We start from the raw sequence: 23,700 nt of genomic DNA, 5'->3' as shown, positions 1-23,700 counted from the left end.
GGGACGTGCACACCACCTCCCGCCCCCGGACTCCCCCCGCGCCTCTAGGACCCGCCCCCATGACTGACCTCTCTGTTGCTCCGGTCACGGTGAAGTTCCCCCACCGAAGCCGCCGCGGCATCCTCCTCGGCCTCTCCCTGCCCCAACTCGTTCTCGTCTCCTGCACACTGGCCCTGCTGCTGCTGACGGTGATCTCCACCGGGCTACTTGGCGCCATCGCCCTGGCACCGCTGTGGGCGGCATCCGGCGCACTCGTCGCCATCCGCCGCCACGGCCGCTCCCTCATCGACTGGGCACCGATCGTCACCCGGTACACGCACCGCCGCCGCACCGGCCAGACCCTCTGGCTCGCCCGACCTGTCACCAGGCCCCGGCAGGACGGCCTCCTCCATCTGCCCGGCACCGCCGCTTCCCTCAAAGTCGTCACCCCCGGCGATTCCGCCAACGGAGCCGCAGCCGTCCACGACCCGCACCAGCAGACCCTGACCGCCATCGCCCGCGTCACCAGCCGTGCCTTCGCCCTCCTCGACCCAGCCACCCAGAACCACAACGTGAGCAGCTGGGGGCGCGCGCTGGCAGGTATCGCCCGCACCGGGCACGTCGCCACCGTCCAGGTACTGGAGCGCACCGTGCCCGACAGCGGTGACACGCTCACCCGCCACTGGACCCAGAACGGGCAGTCCCAGACCCCCGTCGCCGGACAGATCTACTCCGAACTGGTCGCCTCGGCCGGCCCGGCCGCCGCTCCGCACGAGACCTACCTCGCCATCTCCCTCGACCTCAAGGCCGCCCGGCGCCTGATCAACCAGGCCGGCGGCGGGCTGCCGGGGGCATTCACCGTCATGGAGCAGACCACCGCCTCCATCGCCCAGGCCGCCCGCAACGCCGGCCTGATGGTCACCGGATGGCTGAGCGCGCGGGAGATCGCCGCCGTCATCCGCACCGCCTACGACCCAAAGGCGCTCGCCTCGCTCCAGCAGTGGTCCGAGACCGGCCGCGCTGAGGCCGACCCCGCAGCCGCCGGTCCCGTCGTGCAGTTCGAGGAGTACGACCGCCTCGCCACCGACAGCGCGCGGCACGCGACGTACTGGGTGGAGAACTGGCCGCGCACCGAGATGGGGGCAGGGTTCCTGCACGGGATCATGTTCACGGCCGGCGTGCGCCGCACCCTGTCCCTTGTCTACGTGCCGCAGGGGCTCGAGTCCGCACTGCGGGACGTCCAGCGCAAGAAGGCCGCGATCATCGCCGACGCCAACGAGCGCGCCCGCCGCGGGCAGGTCGACTCCGAAGAGGATTCCGTCGAGTACGCCGACGTCAAGACCCGCGAACGCCAGCTCATCGCCGGGCACGCGGACGTGGCCCTGACCGGCCTGGTCACCGTCACCGCCGAGACCGACGCCCTCCTGGACGCCGCCTGCGCACAGATCGAGACCCACGCCGTCACCTCCGGCGTCGATCTCCGCAGGCTCAACTACCAGCAGCCGAACGCCTTCGCCCTCTCCGCGCTTCCGCTCGCCCGCACCGCCCTGTGAACCAGCAGCGCCCGTGCACGCCCTGACCCACTGCACTCCGGATCACCCGCGACGGGACGCCCCTTCACCACCCTGCCGACCGGCAGGAAGGACCACTACCTTTGACCTCTCCCCCGCGCCCCGACGACGCGCACCCCTACCTCCGCGCCGCGAGCGCCGGCATCCGCCACCACACACGCGCCCTCACGCCCTCGGACGCAGACCCGCCCAGGCCCGTGGACCGTCTGCACCTCGATGTACTGCACGCCCACCTCACCGCTCTGCTCCAGCTTCTGGACCGGCTCGCCGACCACACCCGGCCCCCGCACCCGGCCGCCGGACGTCACCTGGCCACCGCCCACACCAGGCTCTGGCAGGCCACCACCGAAGTCCACGCCGCCTTCCACCTGCTGCCCGGCACACCCCAGGCCGACGCCGAGACAAGCGCCTGCCATCCAGAGCGGCTTCCCGAGGGCCTGCCCGTGCTGACGATCTGCCAGCGCCACCTCGCCGCCGGACACGTCGTCCGCCGCAAGACCACCCCCACCGACCTCCGCCCGCACGCCACGGCCTGCGTGCGATGAGCACCACCCGCAGAATCGAGGGCCCCCGATGAGCCACCGGCCCGCCCGCCGCGCCCGCCGCGCGTCCGCCAGCCCGCTGTTCACCCCCCACGGCACCGACCGCGCCAGCCGCAAGGCCGCCCGCCGCCAGCTCGCCGAGGCCGCCGCAAAAGCCCGCGCGGAAGCCAGCGCCCACCAGAGCGAAAGCACCCGCCCCGAGCAGCAGATGCCCGCCCCGCTCTACCCACCGAGCGGACGCCCCGGGCCCGCCTCAGCTCGCGGGAACCGGCTAAAACTTCCCGCCCACCGCATGACCACCGCCGTCGCGGCCGGCGCCTATCCCTTCCTCGCCGAAGGCGGACTCGGCGCCGAGGGCATCTACATCGGACGCGACGTCCACGCCGAGGCGTCATTCGTCTTCGATCCGTTCGCTCTGTACGGCAAGGTCGAGGGGTTCACCAACCCGAACCTGCTGCTCGCCGGCGTGATCGGCCAGGGCAAGAGCGCGCTGGCCAAGTCCTTCGCGCTGCGATCGGTCGCCTTCGGATACCGCGTCTACGTCCCGTGCGACCCGAAGGGCGAGTGGACTCCGGTGGCCGAAGCCCTCGGCGGCCGGTCCGTCGCCCTCGGGCCCGGACTGCCCGGACGCCTGAACCCCCTGGACGCAGCCCCGCGCCCGGACAGCGTGGCCGAGGCCGACTGGGTCGGCGAAATCCGCAAGCGGCGCCTGCTCCTGCTCGGCTCCCTCGCCCGGACCGTACTGGGCCGGGACCTGATGCCCATGGAACACACCGCCCTGGACGTCGCCCTCGACGCCGTCGTCACCCGCGCCGCCGACACACACCGCACCCCGCTCCTCGGCGACATCGCCGCCACCCTCAACAACCCGACCGACCTCGATGAGGCCGCCGGGATGATGGCGGGCCAACTCGGCGACGCAGCCCGCGACCTGGCCCACGCCATGCGGCGCCTGGTCCACGGCGACCTGGCCGGCATGTTCGACGCCCCCTCCACCGTGAGCTTCGACCCCAACGCGCCGATGCTCACCATCGACCTCTCCCGCCTCGGCGGATCCGGAGACGACACCGCCCTCGTCCTCGCCATGACCTGCGCGAGCGCCTGGATGGAATCCGCCCTCTCCGACCCCAACGGCGGCCGGCGCTGGATCGTGTACGACGAGGCATGGCGGTTGATGCGGCACGTCGGCCTCCTCCAGCGCATGCAGGCCCAGTGGAAGCTCTCCCGCGGCCTCGGCATCGCCAACCTCATGGTGATCCACCGGCTGTCCGACCTGCTCACCGCCGGCGACGCCGGATCACAGGGCCGCGCCCTGGCCGAGGGCCTCCTGGCGGACTGCTCCACCCGCATCATCTACCGCCAGGAGACCGACCAGCTCCACGCCGCAGCCTCCCTGCTCGGCCTGACCTCCGTCGAGATGGACGCCATCGCCCACCTCAACCGAGGGCGCGGATTGTGGAAAGTCGCAGGTCGGAGCTTCATCGTGCAGCACCTCCTGCACAGCCACGAACTGGCGCTCTTCGACACCGACGCCCGTATGCACTGAGGAGCAAAAGGCCCGTGAAGCCCGATTTCCAACGCGATCTGATACCGCGCGACGACGCGCTCCACCTTATCGGCGCACTCAACGCCATGAAGGACAAACTGCACGACGCCGCCCAGCGGTGGGAGCTGCTCGACGAGAACGGGCACGTTCCGGTCGCGCCGTCCTACACCGCTCTGCTCCAGCACGCCACCGATGCGCAGGACCTCTCACGCGAGGTCCTCCGCCTGGCCGACGCCTTCGCCCGGAGCCCTCACCACACCACCCGGACCGGCCGGACCGTCCTGAAGCAACTCGCCACGGCCGCGACCATCTCCAGCCATGCAGCCCCGCACTTCACCGAGACTGCGGAGGCCGCCCTGACCCTGCCCCGGACCACCAACCCGACCGACCGGCACTACCTCACGAATCGCATGGTCATCGACCACGCCTCAGCGCGAGCCTTTCTGCGGCGTGCCTCGGAATCCCTCCGCGACGCAGCCAAGGAACTCGACGACCACCTCGGCGTCCAGCGCTTCCTTGCGCCTCTGACCCGCCGGGAGGGACCGCCGGAACCACCGCCGTCACGGCCTGGCGGTCTCCACCGCTGACCGCACCAGAGCCGTGAGCTGCTCGTGCAACAGATCGCCACCCCGGTGCAGTCCGCCCGCAACGACCCGCAGCCCGCACCAGCCCCGAAGGACTCCTGCATCATCCCCCGCGACCCAGACTTCGAGCTCTACGACAACGTCGGCCGCGACGCCGACCAGATAAAAGCCGCCCGGTACAACCTCGCCACCCGCGGCGACTTGAAGCGGTGGGCACAACGCGACGCACAGCCCTTCCGCGCCGCGTACCCCCTACCCGACCAGCCCTGGCCAGCGCCCGACCTCACCCCGTACCTGGACGCCCTCGCCGCAGCCCGGACCCCGGCGGAGATCGACGCGGTCACCGACCACGTCCTGGACGCCGCCGAACCCGCACTGCGCGCCCTGAGTGACTACCTCGTCGCCGCAGCACGGTGGAAGCAGGAGAACCGCGACGCGGCCAAGGGATCGCCTTCGCACCTGCTGATGACAGCGGCCAGCCGGGCGCTGTCCGCCCTCGCTCTCGCCGACGAAGCCGGTCTGAACAGGCTGCGCGCCGCCTATGACCCGGCCCCCGCCCCCACAGCGCCGGCCGACGCCTCGCGTGGAGCTACCGCGAGCTTGCCGCCCGCGCCTCCCTCCACCGGCCCCGGGCCTCGCCGTTAGCTCTTCTCCATCGGTCGTGCCCGTGCGCGCCCCGACCCACTGCACTCCGGCTCACCCCGACGCCACAGCCGTCGCCGCTCTGCCCGCCGGCAGGAAGGAGCACACCCTTTGACCTCTCCCCCACGCCCCGACGACCCGCACGCCTACCTCCGGGCCCAAGCGGCGGCAGCCGCAGGAGGAGCCATGGCCGCTGACGAAACGACAACTCCAGAACCCGGCCAGGTACCGCTCGCACCGCTGCCCGACCACCGCAACGTGCACACGCCGTGGTGGCAGGAGCTGTGGCGTCGCCACGCACACGTCATCACGCCGCTTCGGGCACGCGGGCTGCAGTGCGACATCGAATTCGGCCTCAGCACCTACAACGTGCGCGTCTCGCTCCCCGACGACAGCTACCTGGTCATCAGTCCGCCGCACGACCCGCCCTCCGAGCGACCGCCCGGAGACCCGGAGGGCTGGATCGCCACTCGCGAGCACCCCGACGACCCGACGCTGTTCGAGGTCATCTACGACTCGGCGCCCTCCAACGATCCCGGTGCTCCCCAACGGCCCGAAGCCCGCCACGGCGGCAGCACCCAACCCCTGATCGAGGCGATCGACCACCGCCTCGCCCAGCTCAGGCTGCTACCGCACCCCGCCTTGCCCCACGAAAACTCACACGTTCCCCCAGCCCAGCCGTCACCCCTCCCGCCACGGGTCCTCCCGCCGGCATCGCCGAAAGCCCCCCCACCGGCCAGACGCACGCCCTGACTTCTTCCCCTTGCGAACCCTTGGAGCCTCCATCCGCACCGCCCGCCGTACTCTGCCGCTGATCATCGGCGCCGCCTGCCTCACCCTGGCCCTCACTGGCTGCTCCGACGAAGACGGCCCAGCCCAGGCCCGGCAGACGCCCAGCGCCAGCACCGCCCCGAAGCCCGCGCCCGCTCTCAGCACCGCCCAGGCCCGCGACGTCATCACCCGCTATTCCAAGATCAACAATGAGGCCAATGCGGACCGCGACCGGCGCCTCCTCGACACCGTCGAGGACGGGCCCCTGTACGCGATGTCCGTCTCGGACTACACCGAGACCGAAGGACTCCCCGCCAAGGACCGCGAGCCGTACGAGCGCTGGTCCTACGACCTCGCCAGCGCCAAGCTGTACATCCCCCGCCTGGCCGACGGACAGGACCGCTGGTTCGCTGCCGCCCTCTCCAGCGAGAAGGGCAAGGCCCCCTCTCGCCTGGCCGTGTTCGCCGAACAGCCCCAGCACAAGCGCTGGGAGATAGTGTCCGTCGTCGACCTCGACAGCCAGAAGCTGCCCGACGTCGCCCTGGACCGCGAGGGATACGCGACGGCCGTCGCCGCCAACGACAACAAGCAGCTGGCCGCCGACGCCGACCTGCTGCGTACTGCCGTGCTGGACAACTTCACCAGCGGAGGCACGAACACCGGAAGCAAGGTGTTCGCGCCGACCAAGGCCAGCAAGCGGCAAGTCAAGGTCCACAGCGATGCCGCAACACGCTTCGGCGACCAGGGCACCAGCGTCTTCGACGAAGCCGACAACCGCTTCACGGACGCCTACGCCCTCAAGACGGAAGACGGCGGCGCGCTGGTCCTCTTCTCCCACACGCACACCCAGACCGACGCCGTCGCGCACTCCGGCCTGCAGATCAACCCCGGCAAGGAAGACCGGGCCTGGCTCCACGACGTGCCCCGCATGTCCATCCAGTACACGTTCGTGTGCAACGACGCCGCCACCGTCCCCGCGAAGGCCGAGCTCTCCCGCCTGATCGGCTACACCTGCGCCCGCACCGACGCCTCCGGCCCCCCGGTCCCCTCCTGGTCACACCGCGCGTAGCCGCACCCGCCCGCCACTTCGACGGCCACCGAGGACATCCCCCGCCCGCTGCTCGCTCCGGAGAACTCCCTGTCCACACACTCCTTCATCGCCCGCCCCACCCCCGGCACGGGGTACAGCGGCATCCACGTCCAGCTCGACGGCGTGCCCAGCAACCACCTCCCGCTCCTCCTGGCCGCCTACCAGTACAAGTTCGGACGCGACGTCGAGGCCATGGCCCAGCACCTCATCGACGACATCGCCGTCGGCTGGGACGAACTCGGCACCGATCTCCTCGACGACGCCCCGCCCACGCTCGTGGCCACGCTGACCGGCGGCGAACACTGGCCCAGCCGGACCCTCGATCACCTGATCACTCCGGACGGCTCGCCCCCGGTGCGTATGACGGTCACCGACACCACCGCCAGCGACCTGGGCATGCCGTGGGGCTACATCCTGCATCCGCAGGGCATCGAAGTGATCAGCATGGCTCACACAGGCACGGGCCCCCTCGTGGCCTGGGACACCGACCCCAACACCCCCTTCAGCGACCACCCGGCGCACTGGCCCGCCATCACCACACGCCGGACGCCCACCACCTCGCGCACCGCGCGCCCACCGCGGCCCGCTGCCGGTGCAGCGCCGACCGGGCCCCGCACGGCTGCCCGCCGCTGACCCGCACCGCCCCTCATTGCCGGAGACTTCCCTGCCCGCTCCCCTGATTACGGTCGTCATCGCCACCCGCCTGCGCGACGACCGCCTCGACTACCTGACCGCCATGCACGCCAGCCTCACCCGGCAGTCCGTGCCGTGGGAGGCCGTGATCGCGCTCGACGGCACCACACCAGAGCGCCTGCCGACCGCGCTCGCGCAGGACTCCCGCATCCGCACACTGACGCTGCCCCGGCCGGTCGGCGCCGCCTGCGCCAGGAATCTGGCCCTCACTCACGTGCGCACCCCCTACGTCAACTGGGCCGATGATGACGACCAGTTCACCGATGACGCCATGTCCGTACGGCTGGACATCCTGGAATCCACCGGAGTCGGCTGGTGCGCGGGCTGGAGCGAGGACCAGCACCCCGATGGCTCGACCCGTCTGTGGCGCTGCCCGACCCCGCCCGGCCGGCACGAGGCCGGCGACGTGTGGACCTATTGGAAGACGCCGACGGACACGATCCCCATCGGGCCGACCACGATCCTCGCCCGCACCGACCTCGTGCGCGCAGCGCCGATGGGAGGCCTCGTCCAGGGCGAGGACTACTGCGCGGCCCTCGGCGTCACCACGCTCGCACCCGGAATCCTGCTGCCGGTCCCTGTGTACCGCTACCGCAAGCACCCCGGGCAGATGACGGCCCAGGCCGGGTACGACCAGCTGGAGGCGGCGGCCCGGGAGCACGCCTGGGCGTACGGCCGCAGCCTGCGCGCCGTCCTGCGCGGTGGCGAGGACCTGGTCCGTGGCTGAGGCGCAGATCATCCTGTCGCACAGCCGGGAGTCGGGGATCGTCGCCATCGCCTCGGGCGAGCAGTATCCGTGGGCGCACACCGCCCTCACCGAGAGCGGCTTCCAGCGAGCCGACGACGGCGTCTGGCACCTGCCCGCGGACGGCACCCAGACCACCGTGATCGATCTGGTCACGTGCGCGAAGCGGCACCGCGCCAGCGTGCACACGAGCAGCCGGCGGTACATCGGCGACGCCGCCCGTGACCACGCGCGCCTGCTGCCCGGCCAGTGGCACGCCTCGGTCGAGATCTATGCGCACCCGGCCTGGCAGGAGGACCTGGTCCCGTGGATCTGGGACAGCGGCGACCTCGGCCGCGCCGTCCAGAGCGAGCGGATCCCTTACGCCGCGGTCCTCACCGACGCGGCGCAGGGCACCACACTGTTGTTCGTCGAGCGGCCCGGCCATCATCTCGGCTACCTGGTGGGCGCCTTCTCGCCGGAAGGGCTCGAAGGAGGCTACGGCGACCCCCACGCTCCGCCCAGCATCGTCCTGCCGCCGTTTCCCGGGCGGGCCGCCCAGGCCCTCACCGACCGGTACCTTCCCGCCTACGAGCAGGCCGTCCATGCCCGCCAGACGGCGGCCATCGCCGGCGTGCTCGGGGACATCCGCTCCGAGCACGACGCCTGGCAGGCCATGAACGCCTCCGGCAGCTACAGCGACGCCACCCCGCTGGGCGCCGCCGCCCTCGGCGCCTCGACGGAGCTGTTCCTCGACCACGCCTGGCGCCGTTTCCTGACCGTCGTCGACCACGCCCCGACGCTGCTCGACCGGTGCCGGCCCGCGACCAGCCCGTGGCCCGACGACGCCTCAGCCCTCTCCCGTCTGGCCGACGCCGTGAGCGATGCCGAAGCCCTGCTCGACGAGATCGTCCACGGTGATGCCGTACCGGAGCAGGAGCGCCGAGCACGCGCGTGGCCGGCGATCGAGACGTGGCTCACCGACGGCGACGCGTTCTTGCGCCAGGCCCGCCTGAGCGCACCCCACCGCCGCCCGGCCCTCCCCGTCACAGCCCCAGCCCGCCCCCTCGCTGCGGCCCGGCCGGCGTACCGCAGCCACTGACCGTTCCCCCCGACAAGTCTGGAGACTTTCGCCCCCTTGCAACCCGGCACCCACTTCTCCTTCGGCGACCACAAGGAACACGGCTTCGTCGCCTCCTTCACTTCCTCGATTCCCCAGCACCTCGCCCACTGGTTCCTGGAGCGCGAGCAGTTCGAGCCCGTTCCCGGTGAACCCGGGCTGTACCGCCTCAGCGAGCCCGAGCGCGACGGAGTCCGCCGCACCCGCCAGGCCGTCCACGACCTGCGCCGCCACGGTTACACCGTGCAGGCCGACATCCGCCTCAATCCGGCCCTCTCCGCCGGTCCGCCGCGCCCTGTCCGGCCCCACGGGCTCCAGGAGCGCCGCAGCAGGCTCGCCCAGGCCGCCGCCGGCCGAACGACGCAGCGCTCCACCCCGCCCACCACCTCCCCTCCGTCGGCCCGGCCGATCCCGCCGAAGCCCACCTACGCTCCCACCGTCCACCTGACGGCCGCAGCCGACGGGCGGTCTCGATGACACCCACGAACAGCCCGGCCCCCGACAGTCCTTTGCCGACGGCGTCCGAACTGGCCAGCAAGGCAGGCGACTTCCGGCTGCGGATGGCCGTCATCGACTGCGAGACCGATGCCGCCCTCGACATGACACGCGACCGCCACGGCCGCACCGTCCACGCAGACGCCGCCGCAGCCGCACGAGCCCACCGTGACAAGGCGGCGGTGGAGGCGTACGCCACCCACCTCGCCCCGCACGCCGAGGCTCTCCTCGATGCCGCCCGACTCGCGCTCGACGAGTTGCCGCCCGCCCGGCACCTGACCGGGTGGCGGGCCGTCCTGGACGGCCTGGAATCCTCCGCCGCCGAAATCCGCCGAGCCCTCGACCGGCCCGCCGCGCCCGGCTCCCCCGCCGAACGTGCTCAGCACGCGGCCCTGTGGCCGCACCTCACCGCCTGGGCGGACCACAGCCCGATCGCCAGCAACCTCGCCGACCAACGCGACGGCCAGCACCACAAGGCTCCGCTGACCGACGAGGAACAGCAGCTGTGGACCGACAGGGCCCGGGCCGCGCAGACGCGTGGCGCGCTGGAGCTGACCGAGTCGTGGTATGCCGCCGACGGACAGCCGATCACCCTCGCTTACCTGGTCGAGGACGACGACTCCACAGTGGTCGCGCTGCGCGGCGACCCGGGCGTACCGGGCTGGCAGGTGATCGGGCATTTCGCCCACGAGTACGAGGCGGGCAAGGCCCTGCCCGCTCCGGTCCCGCCCGGCGTGCTGCGCTCGGACATCTCCCGTTTTAACCGCCCGGCACCGGCCCCGGAGCTGTCCCTGCAGGACCTCATCCGCGACGTCGTCGAAGGCCACAGTGCCGGTGACGCCTCGAACGCTCTCCTGGGAGCTGTCCAGCGGGGCTACGCCGCCGGCCCGATGGTCCGCCTGCAGGAACTTCTGGAGACGAGCAGCCAGTTCGCCACCGCCCTGGAGACCGTGCAGGGCCGCCAGATCGCCGCCCGCCTCTCAGCGCTGGGCCGGCAGATCGAGTTCCTCACTCGCGAAGTCGAAGAGGCAGCCGAAGACCTCGGTGCGACCGTCGCCGTCCTGCCCCCGCACCGCATCCCCGTGCTGCGCACCCGCCCGCGCCCGGCCGTGGACACCACACCGCCCGCGCCGCCGCCCCGCGCCAGCATGACCGCCCGCCACCGATAGGAGATCCACTTTGCCCGAGGCACCAGCAGAGCCGTTCATGCCGATCCGGCACGCCATCACCGGCGAGATCACCACCACCGGCTACAACGCCGCCGCCCGGCGGATCCTGCTCCAGGACGGCTTCGAAGAAACGCCCGGCTGCGCCTGCCGAGCGACGGAACCCGGTACCGAGCTCACGAACGGGCCTGCTCGCCAGCCAGCCAGCTGCTCATCGCCAGCCATCCCGTGCCCCTGGACCGAGCCCTCGGCCAGCCGGTGAGCGCCGACGGTACGCCCCAGTTGGTCCGGTCGCCGATGTCGGCACAGCCCGTGATCCCCTCCGAGAGCGGCCGGCCTCTTTAGCGCATCGCCCACCCCGCCCCCACCCGCACCTGTTGAAGGGTTCTCGTTTTGACCACACCCGGGCCTACCAGACCAGCGCGCACCAAGGGCGGCGAACTACGGGCCAAGGTGGCCCGACTGCTGGCCGACCGGCCGGCGGACAAGTTCACCATCGGGGATATGGCCAGGCAGCTGGGCCACTCCCACGGGGCCGTCCGCAACGCCGCCCTCACCCTGGTGCGACGCGGCGAGGCCGACCAAAGCGGGACCGGACAACCGGAGTTCCGCGCGAACGTGAAAACCGCCGCAGCCGCGCAGAGGGCTGTGATCAGCCCACCGGGCACCCACTCTCCCCGCGCCCAGGCGGCCACGACCCGTACGACCTACACCGCAGCCGCCGCGCCCAAGCAGACCGGCCCGATCCGCCGCGCGGGGGGCCAGCTCTACCACCCCCGGGAGCTGGCCGATCTACCCGACGTCGAAGCGTTGAACCGCTTGCGCGACGCCGACGTGCCCGTGCTGCTCTACGGCCCTCCAGGCACCGGCAAGACGAGTCTGGTCGAGGCGGCGTTCCCGGACCTGCTCACCGTCGCCGGTGACGGCGACACCACGGTCGGCGACCTGATCGGCGAGTACACACAGGACGACGCGGGAGCCTACGTCTTCCAGTACGGTCCGCTGGTCACCGCGATGACCGAGGGCCGCGCCCTGCTGATCGACGACGCCACCCTGATCTCACCGAAGGTCCTGGCGGCGCTGTATCCCGCGATGGACGGGCGCAGGCAGATCCAGGTCAAGGCCCACAAGGGCGAGACCATCAAGGCCGAGCCGGGCTTCTACGTGGTGGCGGGCCACAATCCCGGCGTCCACGGGGCGGTCTTGACGGAGGCGCTCGCGAGCCGGTTCAGCGTGCAGATCCAGATTGGCACGGACTACGACCTCGCCCTGGCCTTGAGAATCGATGCCCGGGTGGTCCGGGTCGCCCGACACCTCGCCCACCAGGTCGAACTCGGCGAGCTGGGCTGGGCCCCCCAACTGCGAGAACTGCTCAGCTACCAGAAGACCGAGGCCGTCCTCGGCACCAAAGCCGCGCTCGCGAACCTCGTCGGCATCGCTCCTGTGGAGGATCGCGACGCCGTCGCCGACGCCGTCACGAAGGCGGTCGGCATCAAGAAGATCGCACCTCTCACCCTCGGCAAGCAGCTCCCCGCCTCAGCCGCCCGGCAGCCCCCGAGCAGCACCGGCTCCGCACACCGGGGCCGCCCGCGATGAGCGCCCACCACCACATCCAGTCCACGCCGGAAGACGACGCCGACCTCGCGCGCTGGGACGACGACGGCGCCCCGCCCGCGCAACCCCGCTCCTCACCGGCCGCGTGGCTGCGCGTGGGAGCCGAACTCGGCGACCGGCTCGTCGCCCTCTCCGGCCGCCAGGACCTCCTCGTCACCTGCCGCCCCGGCACGCGCAGCGGCGCACCGGCCGCCTACTTCCCCACGCTGGGAGAGGTCGAGTTCGACGCCCGTCTGTTCGCCCCGCTTAAGCCCCACGAGATCCATCCGCGGATCGTGGGCGACGAGGAGCGGTATCCCGCCGCCTGGGGAGTGTTCGTCCACGAGGCCGCGCACGCGGCCCACTCCGTCTGGACACAGCCTGCCGGAGCCAACCCCCGCGTCGTCGAGGCCGCGCTCCTGCTGGAGGAGAGCCGCGTCGAAGGCGCGCACCTGATCACGCGGCCCACGGACCGCACGTACCTGCGCACCAGCGCCCGAACCCTGGTCATGCCCGACATCGCCCACCCCACCCTCCAGGGCATCGAGCAGGCCGCCGCCGCGGCAGCCCTGATCCTCGGCCGCCGTGACGTCGGCATCCTGGACGCCAGCGAGACCCGGGCTGTCGCCGATCTGTGCGAAAAGGTGCTGGGCGCAAACCTGCTGACCACCCTCACCCGCATCTGGACCGCAGCTCACCAGTGCGCCGACTACGACGCCACGACCATGCTCGCGCACGGTCAACAATGGTGCGACGCTCTGGACGCCGCGGCCCCCGCCCTGCCCGTGCCGGAGGGCCTCTCCGATCTGCTGACCGGCGCCGTGAAGGTCGTCATGGACCACGCGGCAGCCACCGACGCGGCCGACCTCGCGGCACAGGACGCAGCGGCCAACGCCATGGCGTCGCGCTCCAAGGCGCAGGCTCAGGACCGCGCCCAGCGAGCCCGCCAGCGACGCAAAGCCGCCGCCACCGCCAAGTCGGTCTTCAACGCCCGTAGCACCACCGTCAACCCCGACGGCACACCGGCACCCTCCGGCAACCCCGTCACCGGCACCCGCAGGCCCACCGCCGCCGAGCAGAGTGCCGCCGCGCGCCTGAGCCGCGCCCTGCGTGCCGCCGCCTACCGCGAGCGGACCGAGGAGCGGACCACCAGGCCCACCCCGCCCGGCCGCCTCAACATGCGCGCGGCCCTCGCCCGCGACGCTCAGCGCGCGGCCGGGTCGGTCCCCACAGCGGAACCGTTCACCCACACCCGCCGCAGGAACTCCCCCACCCCACCACTGCGTGTGGGGATCGCCGTCGACGTCTCCGGCTCCATGCGTGCCGCCTGCAAGCCCGTCGCGTCCGCTGCCTGGATCGTGGCACGCGCAGCAGCCCTGACCGACCCCGACTCCCGTACCGCCACCATCGCCTACGACAGGCACCTGACCGCACTGACCCGACCCACCCACCGAGCACCAGAGCGCGTGACGACGTTCGATGCCACCGGCGGCCACCACAACCTCGCCAACGCCATCGACGCACTCGACCACGGCCTCGAACTCAGCCGCCCCGGCGCCGGCCGCCTCCTCGTGATCGTCACCGACGCCCACTACGGCAGCGACGAAACCGCTCAAGCCGTCACCCGCGTCAAGCAGCTCACGACCGCCGGCTGCGCCGTACTCCAGCTCACCCTCACCGCGGAATCCCGCCACTTGCCGGGGACCACCTTGCTGCACCTGCCCCAGCCCTCCAGCGCTCCCGCCGCCATCGCCAAGGCGGCCACAGACGCCATCCGCAGGACCCGCTGAGACGACGCAGAAGGCGGAAGCGTCCCCGAGACCACCGCCAAGCACTCCAGACCACCCCCGTCCGTCGCATGACTCGTGCAACCCCAACCGTCAACGAAAGGCACTCGATTTGAAGCCCCAGACCAGCAGCCCGACCTCGAACGTAACGCCCATCAAACGGAATTCCCCGGGGGTAAGTACGCACTGGACCGTGGAGCACGCCTGCTCCCACCGGGTAGATCACGACCTGTCCAACCGCCCCGCCGACAAGCGGGCCGGCTTCGCCCGTTGGCTCGCGTCGAAGGACTGCACCGACTGCTGGAAGGCGGCGCGCGACGCCGACTCCGCGTCCAAGGAGAAGTGGCTCGCGGAGAAGCGCGCCGAGGAGCAGGAGGCAGCCGCCACCTGGGCCAAGCAGTTCGACATGCCGCAGCTGGAGGGCCCGGCCAAGGCCCTGCACTGGGGTGAGCGCTCCCGCCATCAGCTGATGATGGCCGCGCACACCGCCCTGGTCGTCGAGGGCAGTTGGGACGAGGCGGACTGGGCGGAGCTGGAGGAGAAGGCCCGCTCCATAACCCGTGCCGGATGGTGGATCGACCAGCGCGACTCCGAAGGTACTGACCTGCTCGAACTCCTCGACGCAGCCACCGAGGCGGACCGCGGGACGGAGAACCCGTTCCGCTGACGGCGGGGCAACATAGCCGGGAAACGCCGGTTAGCCAAACCGGCGTTCCTCCGGACTATTGATGCTCCCACCCCGCCAGCCATCGCGTGGAAGGAACCGCGTGCTCCCTCCGTCCTGGGACCATCAACCCACCCCCGTCACCGCCCTCACCCCCGACCCGCTCACTCCCACACGAGATATCACCCACGCCCATTTTCAGACCGGGGACACCGTCGTCGTTCTCAAGGGTGTGGCCGGCGGAGAACTGTGGGGAGACTCCATGCGCATCGTCGCCCCCTCCTGGCACACCCCCACCGACGAGGACGGATGGCGACTGCGTGATCCCACCGGCGGTGCCCAGTCCTACGTCACCGCTCACCCCCGCTACCTCGTGCACCTCTCGCGCCGCTGCCCGGACTGCCTGATCTACCTGCGGGCCATGGAAGACGCCCTCCTTACGAGGTTCGCCGGCCGCGACGAGCTGATCGACTGCGGCTGGTACACCACCACCGCTCTGGGCCAGCTCGTGCACACCGCAGACGCCAGGGGCGGCCGGTGACTCCCCCCACGAACCGCCCCGACCGTGCCGCTGCGCTCCGCAAGGCCAGGGCCCGAGCCACCGCAACTGCGGATGATTCTTCCTGGCCGCTGCGCCTGGCCGAAGACCTCCACGGCATCCGGGCCGATTGGAAAACCTCAGCCGAGGTGTGCGCGGATGCCGCCTGGGCGGCACGGTCAGCCGGCCGCAGCGTCTTGGGCCTGCTGTCCCCGGAGGATGTCCTCGCGACGCACCGTGATCCGATCACCACCCGCACCTTGGCACACCTGTACCTGAGCGCCCTGCGGTTCGACTTCCGCTGCCCCACCCTCCAGCGCCTCGTCGAACAGCTCGCGCAGACCGCGCGTCAGCCGCCGGACTGCTACACCCGCGCCCTGTACGCCTTCGCGCTGCTTGGCCAGTCCCGCCCCGAGGGCCTGATGGTCATGGACGAAGTCCTCGCCACGGCCGAGGAGCACCCCAAGACCCTGCACGTCCTGCTGCACGGACTGTGGCTCGGCCAGGACCTGGACGAGGGTGCGGAGCGTCTCCTGGCCCTCAGCTTGCGGCCCGCCCTCGCCACCGGCACCGACCCGATCGTCCTCTTCCGCACGGCGGGTGCCCTGCGCCGGCTGGGCCGGTACGACGAGGGGCTGAGCGCCATCGACAGGGCGATCGACTGTCTTCCGCCAGGAGACATCTCGGTCCACGCCGACCTGGTCCGCGAGCGCTCGCTGCTCTGTGCAGCCCGCGACCTTCATCAGCACCGGTCACCCACCCGCGCGTCGAGCGGGGCGCCGTCATGATCCCCCGCCTGCACCCAAGGGCCCACTCGCCGCGCGAACCGCTGGCCGAGGCGCTCGGGCGGCCCCTCTCCCCGAACGAGGGCCTGACGGAGTACACCGTGGTCGCCCACTGGCCGGGCCTGGACTACTACACCCCGGACGACGAGCAGAAGACCTGGACGTCCGTTGAGTGGGCCGAGCACCTCGAAGATCCCTACATGGAACACCCGTTCGCTGCCAGCCCGGACGACGACCGGCACGCGATCCTCCATCTCGACGTCCGGCTCCATCCGGACGACCGGGAGCTGACCGGCCCCGAGTGGTCCGAAACCGCCCACCGGTTCGCCCGGGCCGCCGGTATCGAGGTACCCGGCGCCGCAGAGCACGGCTGGCGGTGGATCGCTGTCCAGGGCCAGCCCGGACGTCTGGATCTGATCGCCAACCTGATCCACCTCGACGGCACCTGGCGCACCCCTCCCGCCGACATCCTGCGACGGCTTGCGGACGAAGCACGCCGCATCGAGCAGGACCTGCAGCTGATCCCCGTCCGCACCGGCACCACGCAGTGGTCCGCTGCCCGTACGGTCCCGACCGCATCGGCGCAGCTCGCGGGCGTCCTCGCGCAGCTCGCCGACGAACAGGCCGGCCCGCTGGCCACGGTCCGCGGACTGGTCGAGCACACCGCGTACCGGATCGCCCGGCAACCGGGGGCTGCCGGCACGGACACGGCGCACCGTCTGGAGCTGATCGCCCGCCGCCTTCATGCGATTCAGCAGGACCTGGACGCCACTGCGGCCCATCTGGCCCAGCGTCGGGCCGTCGCTGCACCGGCCGCGGCCCGGCGCACCGCCCACCGATCTTTGTAGGAGAAACGTCTCTTTGCCCCGCACCACCGGCCGCTTGCTGGACATCCGCCGTGACCCGCACTCCGGCGAACTCCTCGCCCGCGGGGGCGACGCTGAGGCGCACAGCATTCTCCAGCGAGCGGGATTCGTCGCTGTCGTCCGCCTCCACGAGAGCTACCACCGCGCCCCCGCCGGCCTGACCGAGGACGAGGAGTCCCGTCTCGCCATCGATGCCGTAGGGCGCCTTCGGGCTGTCGGGTACCACGTCGGCTGCGACGAGCGCTTCGACACCGAAGCCCGCCCCGCGGCCTATCCCACGCTCGGCGCCTCGGTCTCCCACCTCGCAGAACGTCTCCGCGAGGCCACCGACACCGCCGAGGCAGCCGACGTCCTCACCGAACTCACCGCGCCCCACGACGGCATCCTCGCCGGGTTCGAGGAAACCCTCGGCGCCCTGGCGGAGTTCTTCGACGGGCTCGGCGACGCGAGCGATCCGTACACCGCCGGGCGCCTGCGCTACCTCGCCGACGCATACGTCCGCGTCATCCGCTCCGACCTCGCGCACACCCGCGGACGGCTGGCCGACCGGCACGCCCCTCACCCCGGCCGCCGCGCCTGCACAGAGCAGGTTCCCGACCATGAGCCCGAACGCTCCGCGGTGTGCGCCTGCCCGCCCCCGCCGCGTGCCCTGCCAGCCCCGGCACCGCCACCCGTCGGTGCCACCCACCTGCGCCGCTAACGCCCCTGCAACTGCCCAAGGACACCATGCACGACCATGTCAACTCCGAGCGCCTTGCCTCTTACGCCGACGTCCTCGCCAGCGAACTCCCCGACACCTGGACCAGCACCCACCTGACGGGCGACGCCAAGGACGACCTCGCCGAACTCACCGACCGCATCTGGGACCTGGACCTGGTCGCCGCCTCCCTGGCCGAACGCCCCCTGCAGCAGGCAGCCGTCCTCAGCCGCCCCGACGGCGCCCAGCTCGTCCTGATCGACCGGCACGACGAACGCGACGGCTTCCTCCTCGCCGCCGTCGCCCCGCACGCCCTGCCGGACGAGGCGTACCGCGGCGTCCCCGAGCCCAACGGCATCGCCCTGACCGACGACCCGTTCCTCGGCACCGAGCAGGTCGCCGGCGATCTCCTCGTCCGCTACGACCGTGCGCTCGCCCAGGTCCGGCACAACGCCCTAAACGGCATCCAGCCCTCCCAGCCGGACCGGGTCGTCCTGACCTGGCAGCCGGACGGCAGCGTCGCCACCGCCCCCGCCGACGACCGGGCCGGCACCATCCTCGCCGCCCACGGCTTCATCCAGGACCCGCACAGCGGCATCTACCGCCTGAGTGGCGACGACACCCAGGCCCAGGCCCGCGCGCTGCGCGAGATCGGCCCGCAGCTCGACGCGCTCGGCATCGGCACCGCCCTCCAGCACCCCTCCGGACGCCACGCGCCCACCTCCGCCCCGGCCTCCATGCCGCCGGCCCCCGCCGGCGCCCGCACACCCACCGCCAGGACGCGATGAACCAGACGGAGCCCGACTTCTGGGTCCTGGAGTACGTCACCATCACCAAGGCCCCCGCACCGGTCTGGTCGTGGCCATCGGCGGCACCGAGCAAGCAGCAGACATCCTCCAGCGGGCCGGCGGCTTCCTCACCTCTCCCGGACCCCGCGGGGACTACCACCGTCTTCCGCACGGCCTGCCCATCGAGCAGCAGCGCCTGAAGGCGACCACCGCCTCGCACGCCCTGCTCGCCGCCGGCCACAGCGTCCACCTCGACCCCACCCTGAACATGCTGGCCGCCCCCGACGGCGACCGTGACGCAGCCCTGCGCTACCTCACCCAACTCGCCGAGCGGGCCTCGGCCGCCGAGACCAGCAGCGAGGTGGCCGAAGTCCTGACCGAGGTCGCGGCCCCCGTGCACGGGCTGCTGCCCCTGACCAGAGAAGTGATCGTCCGCGCCTGGATCGCCGCCAGTGATCTCCACGGCGCCGCGCCCGGCGAGGAACCCGAGCCCATCGCACGGCTCGGTAGCACCGCCAACTCCCTGAGCGAAGCCGCCCGCGTCATCCTGCACGCCCGCAACCACGCCGCCCGCCCGGCGCAGCGGCCAGCGACCGCACCGGCCCCGACACCGGCAGCGGGCCGTGCACAGTCCCCGGTTTCCCGCCGCCGCTGACCCCGGAGAAGAAACGTATGGCCAATCTGGCCGACGAGTACGGCACAGACGTAGAGATCTACATCAAGGCCCTGACAACCACCATCCACGCCGACACCCCCACCGGCGCCCCCGCCGGCCTCCACGACCTGCTGGAACAGCTCGGCCTCGAACGCCACGAATACCCCACAGGCGAGCCGCTCTACATCCGGCACACCGTGCCCGATCACCTCGGTGCCGAGGAGCAGAAACGCCTGGCGAACCGCGCCATCCCCGCCCTGCTCCTGGCCGGATACACGGTCAACTGCGACCCCGAGGTCTTCGACGAGGCCCTCTACCAGCAGGCCGTGCACCGTCTCCGGGCGCGCGCGGCCCGCCCTGCCCCGCAGCAACCGGCGCCCGCCAGTTCCCCCTCGCGCCCCGCACCGGCCCGCCGCACCCCGTGAGCCCGGGCGGCCCCGGCACCACGCCGGGGCCGCCCACCTCCCCGCCGCCCAACTCCACGGAGAAACCCGTAGCAGAACGCACACCCGCACCGATCAGCCATCGGCTCAAACCCCGGCTCGCAACCGCCCTGTTCCGCCGCTATCTACGCGCCTGCATCACGACCGGCCCCGACCGCGCCTCCCCACTGGCCGGCGCCCACCCGGACGCCGTCCCCACCGAGGCGCAACGCGTCGGGCAGCGCCACCACCACTGAACGTCCACGCACCCGGAGGAGCATGTCCCACCCCGCCCCCTACCCGGTGAGACTGGCCGACGAGATCACCCGCCAGCTCGGCCAGCTCTCCGACCACCTCTCTCAGCTTCCCCCGCCCCAGGCAGCGCAGGTCATCGCACGCGTCCTCGACCCGGACAACGGAGTCCTCGGCGGCGTCACTCACCTCGTCATCACCGGCAGCCACTTCGCCAAGAGCGAGGCGGAACGAGGCGCCCTGCCAGCGGAGGTATGGCTCGCCTTGGGCCGTGCCGCCAACGAACTGCACGACATCAGCCTGGACCTGGACGAGCACCAGGACCTCCTCCAGCACCTCGGCACCCGACCGGCCACCAGCGCGGCGAAGCCTCCGGCTCCTGCCCCGCTCGTCGTACGGCGGCGCCGGTGAAGAATAAGCAGTGGCAGGGCTGGGGGCCGGACGAGCAAGTCGAGCAGCACTACCTCGTCCAGCCCCGTGCCCTGGCCGGCGGCGGCGACGTCCGGCACGTCTCGGAGTTCCTGCGCGCCTCGGGCTGGCGGGACAAGTCCAAGAAGGACGGCCCGCTGCTCATGGAGAGCCCGGACCGCACCGTCCGCGTCGCCTACGACCCCTACGTCCTCCCCGGTGGATGGACCATCCACGGCCGGGCAAACGGGGCGAACGCCGAGTGGTCCGCGCACCTGGGTCGGCAGACTCCGGTGGAGATCGTTGCCGGTCTGACCGACGCCCTCACCCGCCCCCGCTCCGCACACGCCCCCAACGTCTGGGCACCTCTGCAGGAGCAGAACTGGCACACGCGGTTCGAGGGCCGGGACTATATGGCGACCAGCCCCGACGGCACCGCGTGGATGCATTACCACCAGGGCGCCGATGGCTCGGCGATGTGGTGGACCGGAGCACAGGACAAGCAGGGCAACGGCTGGACGGCCAACTTCACGCCGAGCACGCCGATGCACCTGATCCAAGCCTTCTCAGCCGAACTTGCCGGCCCGGACCCCGTGATGCGCCCACGCGGACGTGTCCCGCACAGCACACAGATCCGGACCTGGTCGGTCTCCGTCAAACCCTCCCAGCTCAGCGCGTGGCAACAGGCCCGGATCACAGCTGCCCGCGCCGCCACCTGGGCCCGCAGCAGCGCCCGAAGCGCCCGGCCCCGCACCACCGCCCGCCCCTATACCCCGTCCGGCGGTGCCCGGACCCGCCGCTGACCTGAATCCCCGTCTCAAGGAGCCCGATGCCCGCCCTCACCCCGGAAACCCTTCGCACCCTGACCGAAACGCTGTCGGACGTCACCGAGTATCTGCGCGAGAATCCCGACCCCGCCGAAGCCCTCGCCCTCGTCGAGCCGCTCCTCGACGAGTACACGGGCCTGCCCGTCCAGCTCGCCGACACCCTGCGTGCCCTCGCCCGCACCATCCAGGAACACCAGGCCATCCCACGCACCGCGCACGTCAACGTCCTGATCGCCGAGCTGCGCTCCGCCGCCTGGGAGCAGACCGACCAGCACACCCTCCACTACGTCCTGGACGAGCTGCGTGCGCTGCACGACGACGCCGAGAGCGAGCAGGGGTGCAGCCGGTGCCGTTGAGCGAGCGCCAGCTCGACGCCTTCGCCGACAAGCAGGCCGGGCAGATCCCCTTCGACACCAGCCCTCGCCACCTTGCCGGTCCGGGCGACGCCCGTCACGTCACCCACGGCCTGGCCGCGGCCGGATGGGCCACGGTCTCCGACCCGCTCAGCGCCGAGATCGTGATGGCCAGCCCCGATCACCGCTACCGCCTGCAGTTCGACCCGCAGTCCGCCACCTCCGCCTGGTGGCGGCTGCGGGCCGCCCCCGGCGCCGGCGACCATGGCTGGTACGCCGAGTTCGGTGAACTCGTGCCGGCCGAGGTCCTCGCCGGCCTCACCGACGCCCTCATCACACCGCCCTCATCGCAACCGGACCCCTGGCAGCCCGTGACCAGCGCAGGCTGGCAGTACGAGGATGCCGGGAGAGCGTTCTCTCCGGACTCGCTGTGCCGGATCGAACACCGCCCCATGAGTGAGTTCCATGAACAGCCGTCCTGGCACATCGAGGTCAGGACAAGCAGCGACGAATCATCCCCGGGCCCGCGGATCTGGCATGCCTTCCTCGACGAGCACGTTCCCGATCGCCTCGCCGGTGCCTTCCTGGGCGCGCTGGCCGACCAGAGTCCGCTGCAGCGCGGCATGTTCGACCGCACCGCCCACTACAGCGCCGTCAAAGAGCCGAGCCCGCTGCGCCCGCAGCAGGTAGTCGACGCGCACACCGCCCGGGTGAAGACGATCCGCGCACAGGCCCGCGCCGTGCGCCGTCAGCAGACCGCCCCCGCGACACCCCCGGCGCCCACGACCGCCGTCCAGCCGGCCGCCCGCCGCTGACCTTAAAAGGATGCTCTCATCTCCCGCACCACGAACCACGGCCGCCGCACCTCTCTGCGGCGCCTCAACCGCTACCTGCGCCACAGTGAACGGATCCTGGCGTCCTGGGACGCCTTCACCGAGTTCAACACGGACCTGGACGGCTGGCCCTTCGACCAGGACGCCTACGGCCGCCGGGCCGCCATCCGGGACGCAGACACCGCCGCAGCGTTCGTCAGTATCCGCCCCGGTGCCCGCCAATTGCTGGCCACCGCCCGGCTCCAGCTCCAGCACCTGCCCGCACACCTCACGCGGGCCACCTGGCCCGGGCAGCTGACCATCCTGGAGGAGGCACTGAGCCACCTCGACGCCCTGGACGCCCGGTGGCAAGAGACCAGGGCCCAGCTCCCCGAGGGCACCGGGCCGGGCAGCGCAGCGTATGTCGACGCGCTGGACGAGCATCACGCGGAGTGCTGGAGCTACCTGGACGACTGGGCCTGCCACGGCCGCGTCGTCCTCGACATCCAGGCCGCCGCACGCCGAGCACCGTCCCGGCCGAAGCGCCCGCAGCTTCCCGCCCTGACGTCCCGGCGCAGCGGACACGGCGCGAGGGGACGGTGACCATGCCCGACCGCCCCGCCAACGTCGACATCGACTACATCGCCCCGCGCCACCTGGCCGGCGGCGGTGACCCCGCCTGGGTCACCGTCCCTCTCCACCGTGCCTGTGGCTGGAGCTACGGTCACGACCCCCTGATGCCCCGCGTGCTGCTTTCCAGCCCCGACCAGAAGGCCCTCCTGCGGCTGGAGCCCGACCCCGCCGGACGGTGGTGGACTCTGCAGCACGCCCCCGCGCCGGACCGGCCCGCCTGGTTCGCCAGCTTCGATGCCCGCACCCCCGTAGAAATGATCGCGACGTTCACCGATGCGCTGACCGATCCCACGGCCGATCCAGCAGACAACTGGGATCCGCAAGAGCCGCTTCTCAAAGCAGGCTGGATTCCGGCCTACAACCACCACCGGCTCGCCTCACCCGACGGCACCGTCCGCGTCGAGGCCGACGAGACAACCAGGGCCTGGTGGGTCGACACCGCCCTCCGCGACTTCCGGACTCTGCTGTGGCAAGCCCACTTCAGCGAGCACACCCCACCCCACCTGATCACCGCGTTCACCACCGCGCTCACCGACCCCCGACCGGTGCCGCGCACCGCCAGCCCCTCCAGCCTCCCAACTCGCAGCCCGGACTTCATCACCCGCTCGCACCGGGAAGTAGCGGCCACGCAGGTCGCCGGCGCCCTGGAAGAACGCATCCGCTCCCTCGCCGTACGCCGATCCGGCCCGCCGACGAC

At 71.8% G+C, this 23,700-nt stretch carries 29 protein-coding genes; all 29 read left to right on the top strand.

Annotation, left to right across the window (positions count from 1 at the left end; translation table 11 throughout):
* Positions 1–59 precede the first annotated feature (59 nt).
* Positions 60–1,532, top strand: a complete 1,473-nt coding sequence (locus ACZ6IM_RS31000; RefSeq protein WP_469560989.1) for an SCO6880 family protein — start codon at positions 60–62, stop codon at positions 1,530–1,532.
* A gap of 101 nt (positions 1,533–1,633) precedes the next feature.
* Positions 1,634–2,095: a DUF6238 family protein gene (locus tag ACZ6IM_RS30995; protein WP_061441576.1), complete on the top strand. Its 462-nt coding sequence runs from the start codon at positions 1,634–1,636 to the stop codon at positions 2,093–2,095.
* 28 nt (positions 2,096–2,123) lie between these two features.
* Positions 2,124–3,638: a VirB4 family type IV secretion system protein gene (locus ACZ6IM_RS30990; protein ID WP_469560985.1), complete on the top strand. Its 1,515-nt coding sequence runs from the start codon at positions 2,124–2,126 to the stop codon at positions 3,636–3,638.
* A 14-nt stretch (positions 3,639–3,652) separates the two neighbouring features.
* Positions 3,653–4,225, top strand: coding sequence for a hypothetical protein (locus ACZ6IM_RS30985; RefSeq protein WP_266073707.1), 573 nt, complete (start codon positions 3,653–3,655; stop codon positions 4,223–4,225).
* A 24-nt stretch (positions 4,226–4,249) separates the two neighbouring features.
* A complete protein-coding gene (locus ACZ6IM_RS30980; protein ID WP_469560982.1) occupies positions 4,250–4,867 on the top strand; it encodes a hypothetical protein in 618 nt (205 codons plus the stop codon).
* 183 nt (positions 4,868–5,050) lie between these two features.
* Positions 5,051–5,617 carry a hypothetical protein gene (locus ACZ6IM_RS30975; protein WP_469560979.1) on the top strand — a complete coding sequence of 189 codons (567 nt, stop codon included), beginning with the start codon at positions 5,051–5,053 and terminating at the stop codon, positions 5,615–5,617.
* A 10-nt stretch (positions 5,618–5,627) separates the two neighbouring features.
* Positions 5,628–6,704 (top strand): DUF8094 domain-containing protein, encoded by a 1,077-nt coding sequence (locus tag ACZ6IM_RS30970; protein WP_469560976.1) that lies wholly within the window; start codon positions 5,628–5,630, stop codon positions 6,702–6,704.
* Between the two features lie 144 nt (positions 6,705–6,848).
* Entirely contained in the window at positions 6,849–7,358 is a 510-nt protein-coding gene (locus ACZ6IM_RS30965; RefSeq protein ID WP_165684259.1) for a hypothetical protein, read from the top strand.
* Between the two features lie 43 nt (positions 7,359–7,401).
* Entirely contained in the window at positions 7,402–8,145 is a 744-nt protein-coding gene (locus ACZ6IM_RS30960) for a glycosyltransferase (RefSeq protein WP_406723320.1), read from the top strand.
* On the top strand, positions 8,138–9,244 hold the full coding sequence (locus ACZ6IM_RS30955; protein WP_469560973.1) for a hypothetical protein: 1,107 nt from the start codon (positions 8,138–8,140) through the stop codon (positions 9,242–9,244). The genes ACZ6IM_RS30960 and ACZ6IM_RS30955 overlap by 8 nt, the downstream gene beginning before the upstream one ends.
* 36 nt (positions 9,245–9,280) lie before the next feature.
* Positions 9,281–9,739, top strand: a complete 459-nt coding sequence (locus ACZ6IM_RS30950) for a hypothetical protein (protein WP_061441596.1) — start codon at positions 9,281–9,283, stop codon at positions 9,737–9,739.
* Positions 9,736–10,926 carry a hypothetical protein gene (locus ACZ6IM_RS30945; RefSeq protein WP_469560970.1) on the top strand — a complete coding sequence of 397 codons (1,191 nt, stop codon included), beginning with the start codon at positions 9,736–9,738 and terminating at the stop codon, positions 10,924–10,926. Before ACZ6IM_RS30950 ends, ACZ6IM_RS30945 begins: the two co-directional genes overlap by 4 nt.
* A gap of 37 nt (positions 10,927–10,963) precedes the next feature.
* On the top strand, positions 10,964–11,185 hold the full coding sequence (locus ACZ6IM_RS30940; protein ID WP_114873041.1) for a hypothetical protein: 222 nt from the start codon (positions 10,964–10,966) through the stop codon (positions 11,183–11,185).
* Between the two features lie 191 nt (positions 11,186–11,376).
* Positions 11,377–12,519 carry an AAA family ATPase gene (locus tag ACZ6IM_RS30935; RefSeq protein ID WP_196421444.1) on the top strand — a complete coding sequence of 381 codons (1,143 nt, stop codon included), beginning with the start codon at positions 11,377–11,379 and terminating at the stop codon, positions 12,517–12,519.
* Complete coding sequence (locus ACZ6IM_RS30930; protein WP_469560967.1) at positions 12,516–14,306, top strand: hypothetical protein; 1,791 nt, start codon at positions 12,516–12,518, stop codon at positions 14,304–14,306. Before ACZ6IM_RS30935 ends, ACZ6IM_RS30930 begins: the two co-directional genes overlap by 4 nt.
* 190 nt (positions 14,307–14,496) lie before the next feature.
* Positions 14,497–14,970 carry a hypothetical protein gene (locus ACZ6IM_RS30925; protein ID WP_469560964.1) on the top strand — a complete coding sequence of 158 codons (474 nt, stop codon included), beginning with the start codon at positions 14,497–14,499 and terminating at the stop codon, positions 14,968–14,970.
* Positions 14,971–15,070: 100 nt separating this feature from the next.
* On the top strand, positions 15,071–15,508 hold the full coding sequence (locus ACZ6IM_RS30920; protein ID WP_054100345.1) for a hypothetical protein: 438 nt from the start codon (positions 15,071–15,073) through the stop codon (positions 15,506–15,508).
* A 257-nt stretch (positions 15,509–15,765) separates the two neighbouring features.
* Positions 15,766–16,293 carry a hypothetical protein gene (locus ACZ6IM_RS30915; RefSeq protein ID WP_469560961.1) on the top strand — a complete coding sequence of 176 codons (528 nt, stop codon included), beginning with the start codon at positions 15,766–15,768 and terminating at the stop codon, positions 16,291–16,293.
* Entirely contained in the window at positions 16,290–17,138 is an 849-nt protein-coding gene (locus ACZ6IM_RS30910) for a relaxase/mobilization nuclease (protein ID WP_469560958.1), read from the top strand. Before ACZ6IM_RS30915 ends, ACZ6IM_RS30910 begins: the two co-directional genes overlap by 4 nt.
* Before the next feature lie 13 nt (positions 17,139–17,151).
* A complete protein-coding gene (locus ACZ6IM_RS30905; protein ID WP_469560955.1) occupies positions 17,152–17,856 on the top strand; it encodes a hypothetical protein in 705 nt (234 codons plus the stop codon).
* A 26-nt stretch (positions 17,857–17,882) separates the two neighbouring features.
* The gene (locus tag ACZ6IM_RS30900) at positions 17,883–18,641 is read left to right on the top strand and encodes a hypothetical protein (protein ID WP_469560952.1); all 759 of its coding nucleotides are present in this window, start codon (positions 17,883–17,885) and stop codon (positions 18,639–18,641) included.
* A 70-nt stretch (positions 18,642–18,711) separates the two neighbouring features.
* Entirely contained in the window at positions 18,712–19,296 is a 585-nt protein-coding gene (locus ACZ6IM_RS30895; protein WP_469560949.1) for a hypothetical protein, read from the top strand.
* A 17-nt stretch (positions 19,297–19,313) separates the two neighbouring features.
* Positions 19,314–19,721 carry a hypothetical protein gene (locus ACZ6IM_RS30890; RefSeq protein WP_469560946.1) on the top strand — a complete coding sequence of 136 codons (408 nt, stop codon included), beginning with the start codon at positions 19,314–19,316 and terminating at the stop codon, positions 19,719–19,721.
* 276 nt (positions 19,722–19,997) lie between these two features.
* A complete protein-coding gene (locus tag ACZ6IM_RS30885; RefSeq protein ID WP_052836952.1) occupies positions 19,998–20,381 on the top strand; it encodes a hypothetical protein in 384 nt (127 codons plus the stop codon).
* Complete coding sequence (locus tag ACZ6IM_RS30880) at positions 20,378–21,181, top strand: SPDY domain-containing protein (protein WP_469560943.1); 804 nt, start codon at positions 20,378–20,380, stop codon at positions 21,179–21,181. Before ACZ6IM_RS30885 ends, ACZ6IM_RS30880 begins: the two co-directional genes overlap by 4 nt.
* Before the next feature lie 26 nt (positions 21,182–21,207).
* On the top strand, positions 21,208–21,561 hold the full coding sequence (locus ACZ6IM_RS30875) for a hypothetical protein (RefSeq protein WP_052836949.1): 354 nt from the start codon (positions 21,208–21,210) through the stop codon (positions 21,559–21,561).
* The gene (locus tag ACZ6IM_RS30870; protein ID WP_452673579.1) at positions 21,552–22,373 is read left to right on the top strand and encodes an SPDY domain-containing protein; all 822 of its coding nucleotides are present in this window, start codon (positions 21,552–21,554) and stop codon (positions 22,371–22,373) included. The genes ACZ6IM_RS30875 and ACZ6IM_RS30870 overlap by 10 nt, the downstream gene beginning before the upstream one ends.
* A 240-nt stretch (positions 22,374–22,613) precedes the next feature.
* The gene (locus ACZ6IM_RS30865; RefSeq protein WP_452673580.1) at positions 22,614–22,973 is read left to right on the top strand and encodes a hypothetical protein; all 360 of its coding nucleotides are present in this window, start codon (positions 22,614–22,616) and stop codon (positions 22,971–22,973) included.
* 2 nt (positions 22,974–22,975) lie between these two features.
* A partial coding sequence (locus ACZ6IM_RS30860; RefSeq protein WP_469560938.1) for an SPDY domain-containing protein occupies positions 22,976–23,700 on the top strand: 725 nt, incomplete at its 3' end.

The sequence above is a fragment of the Streptomyces sp. NPDC042336 genome, from assembly GCF_055581985.1.
Note: the sequence above shows the minus strand (reverse complement) of the source record. Positions and strands in the feature narration are given on the sequence as shown.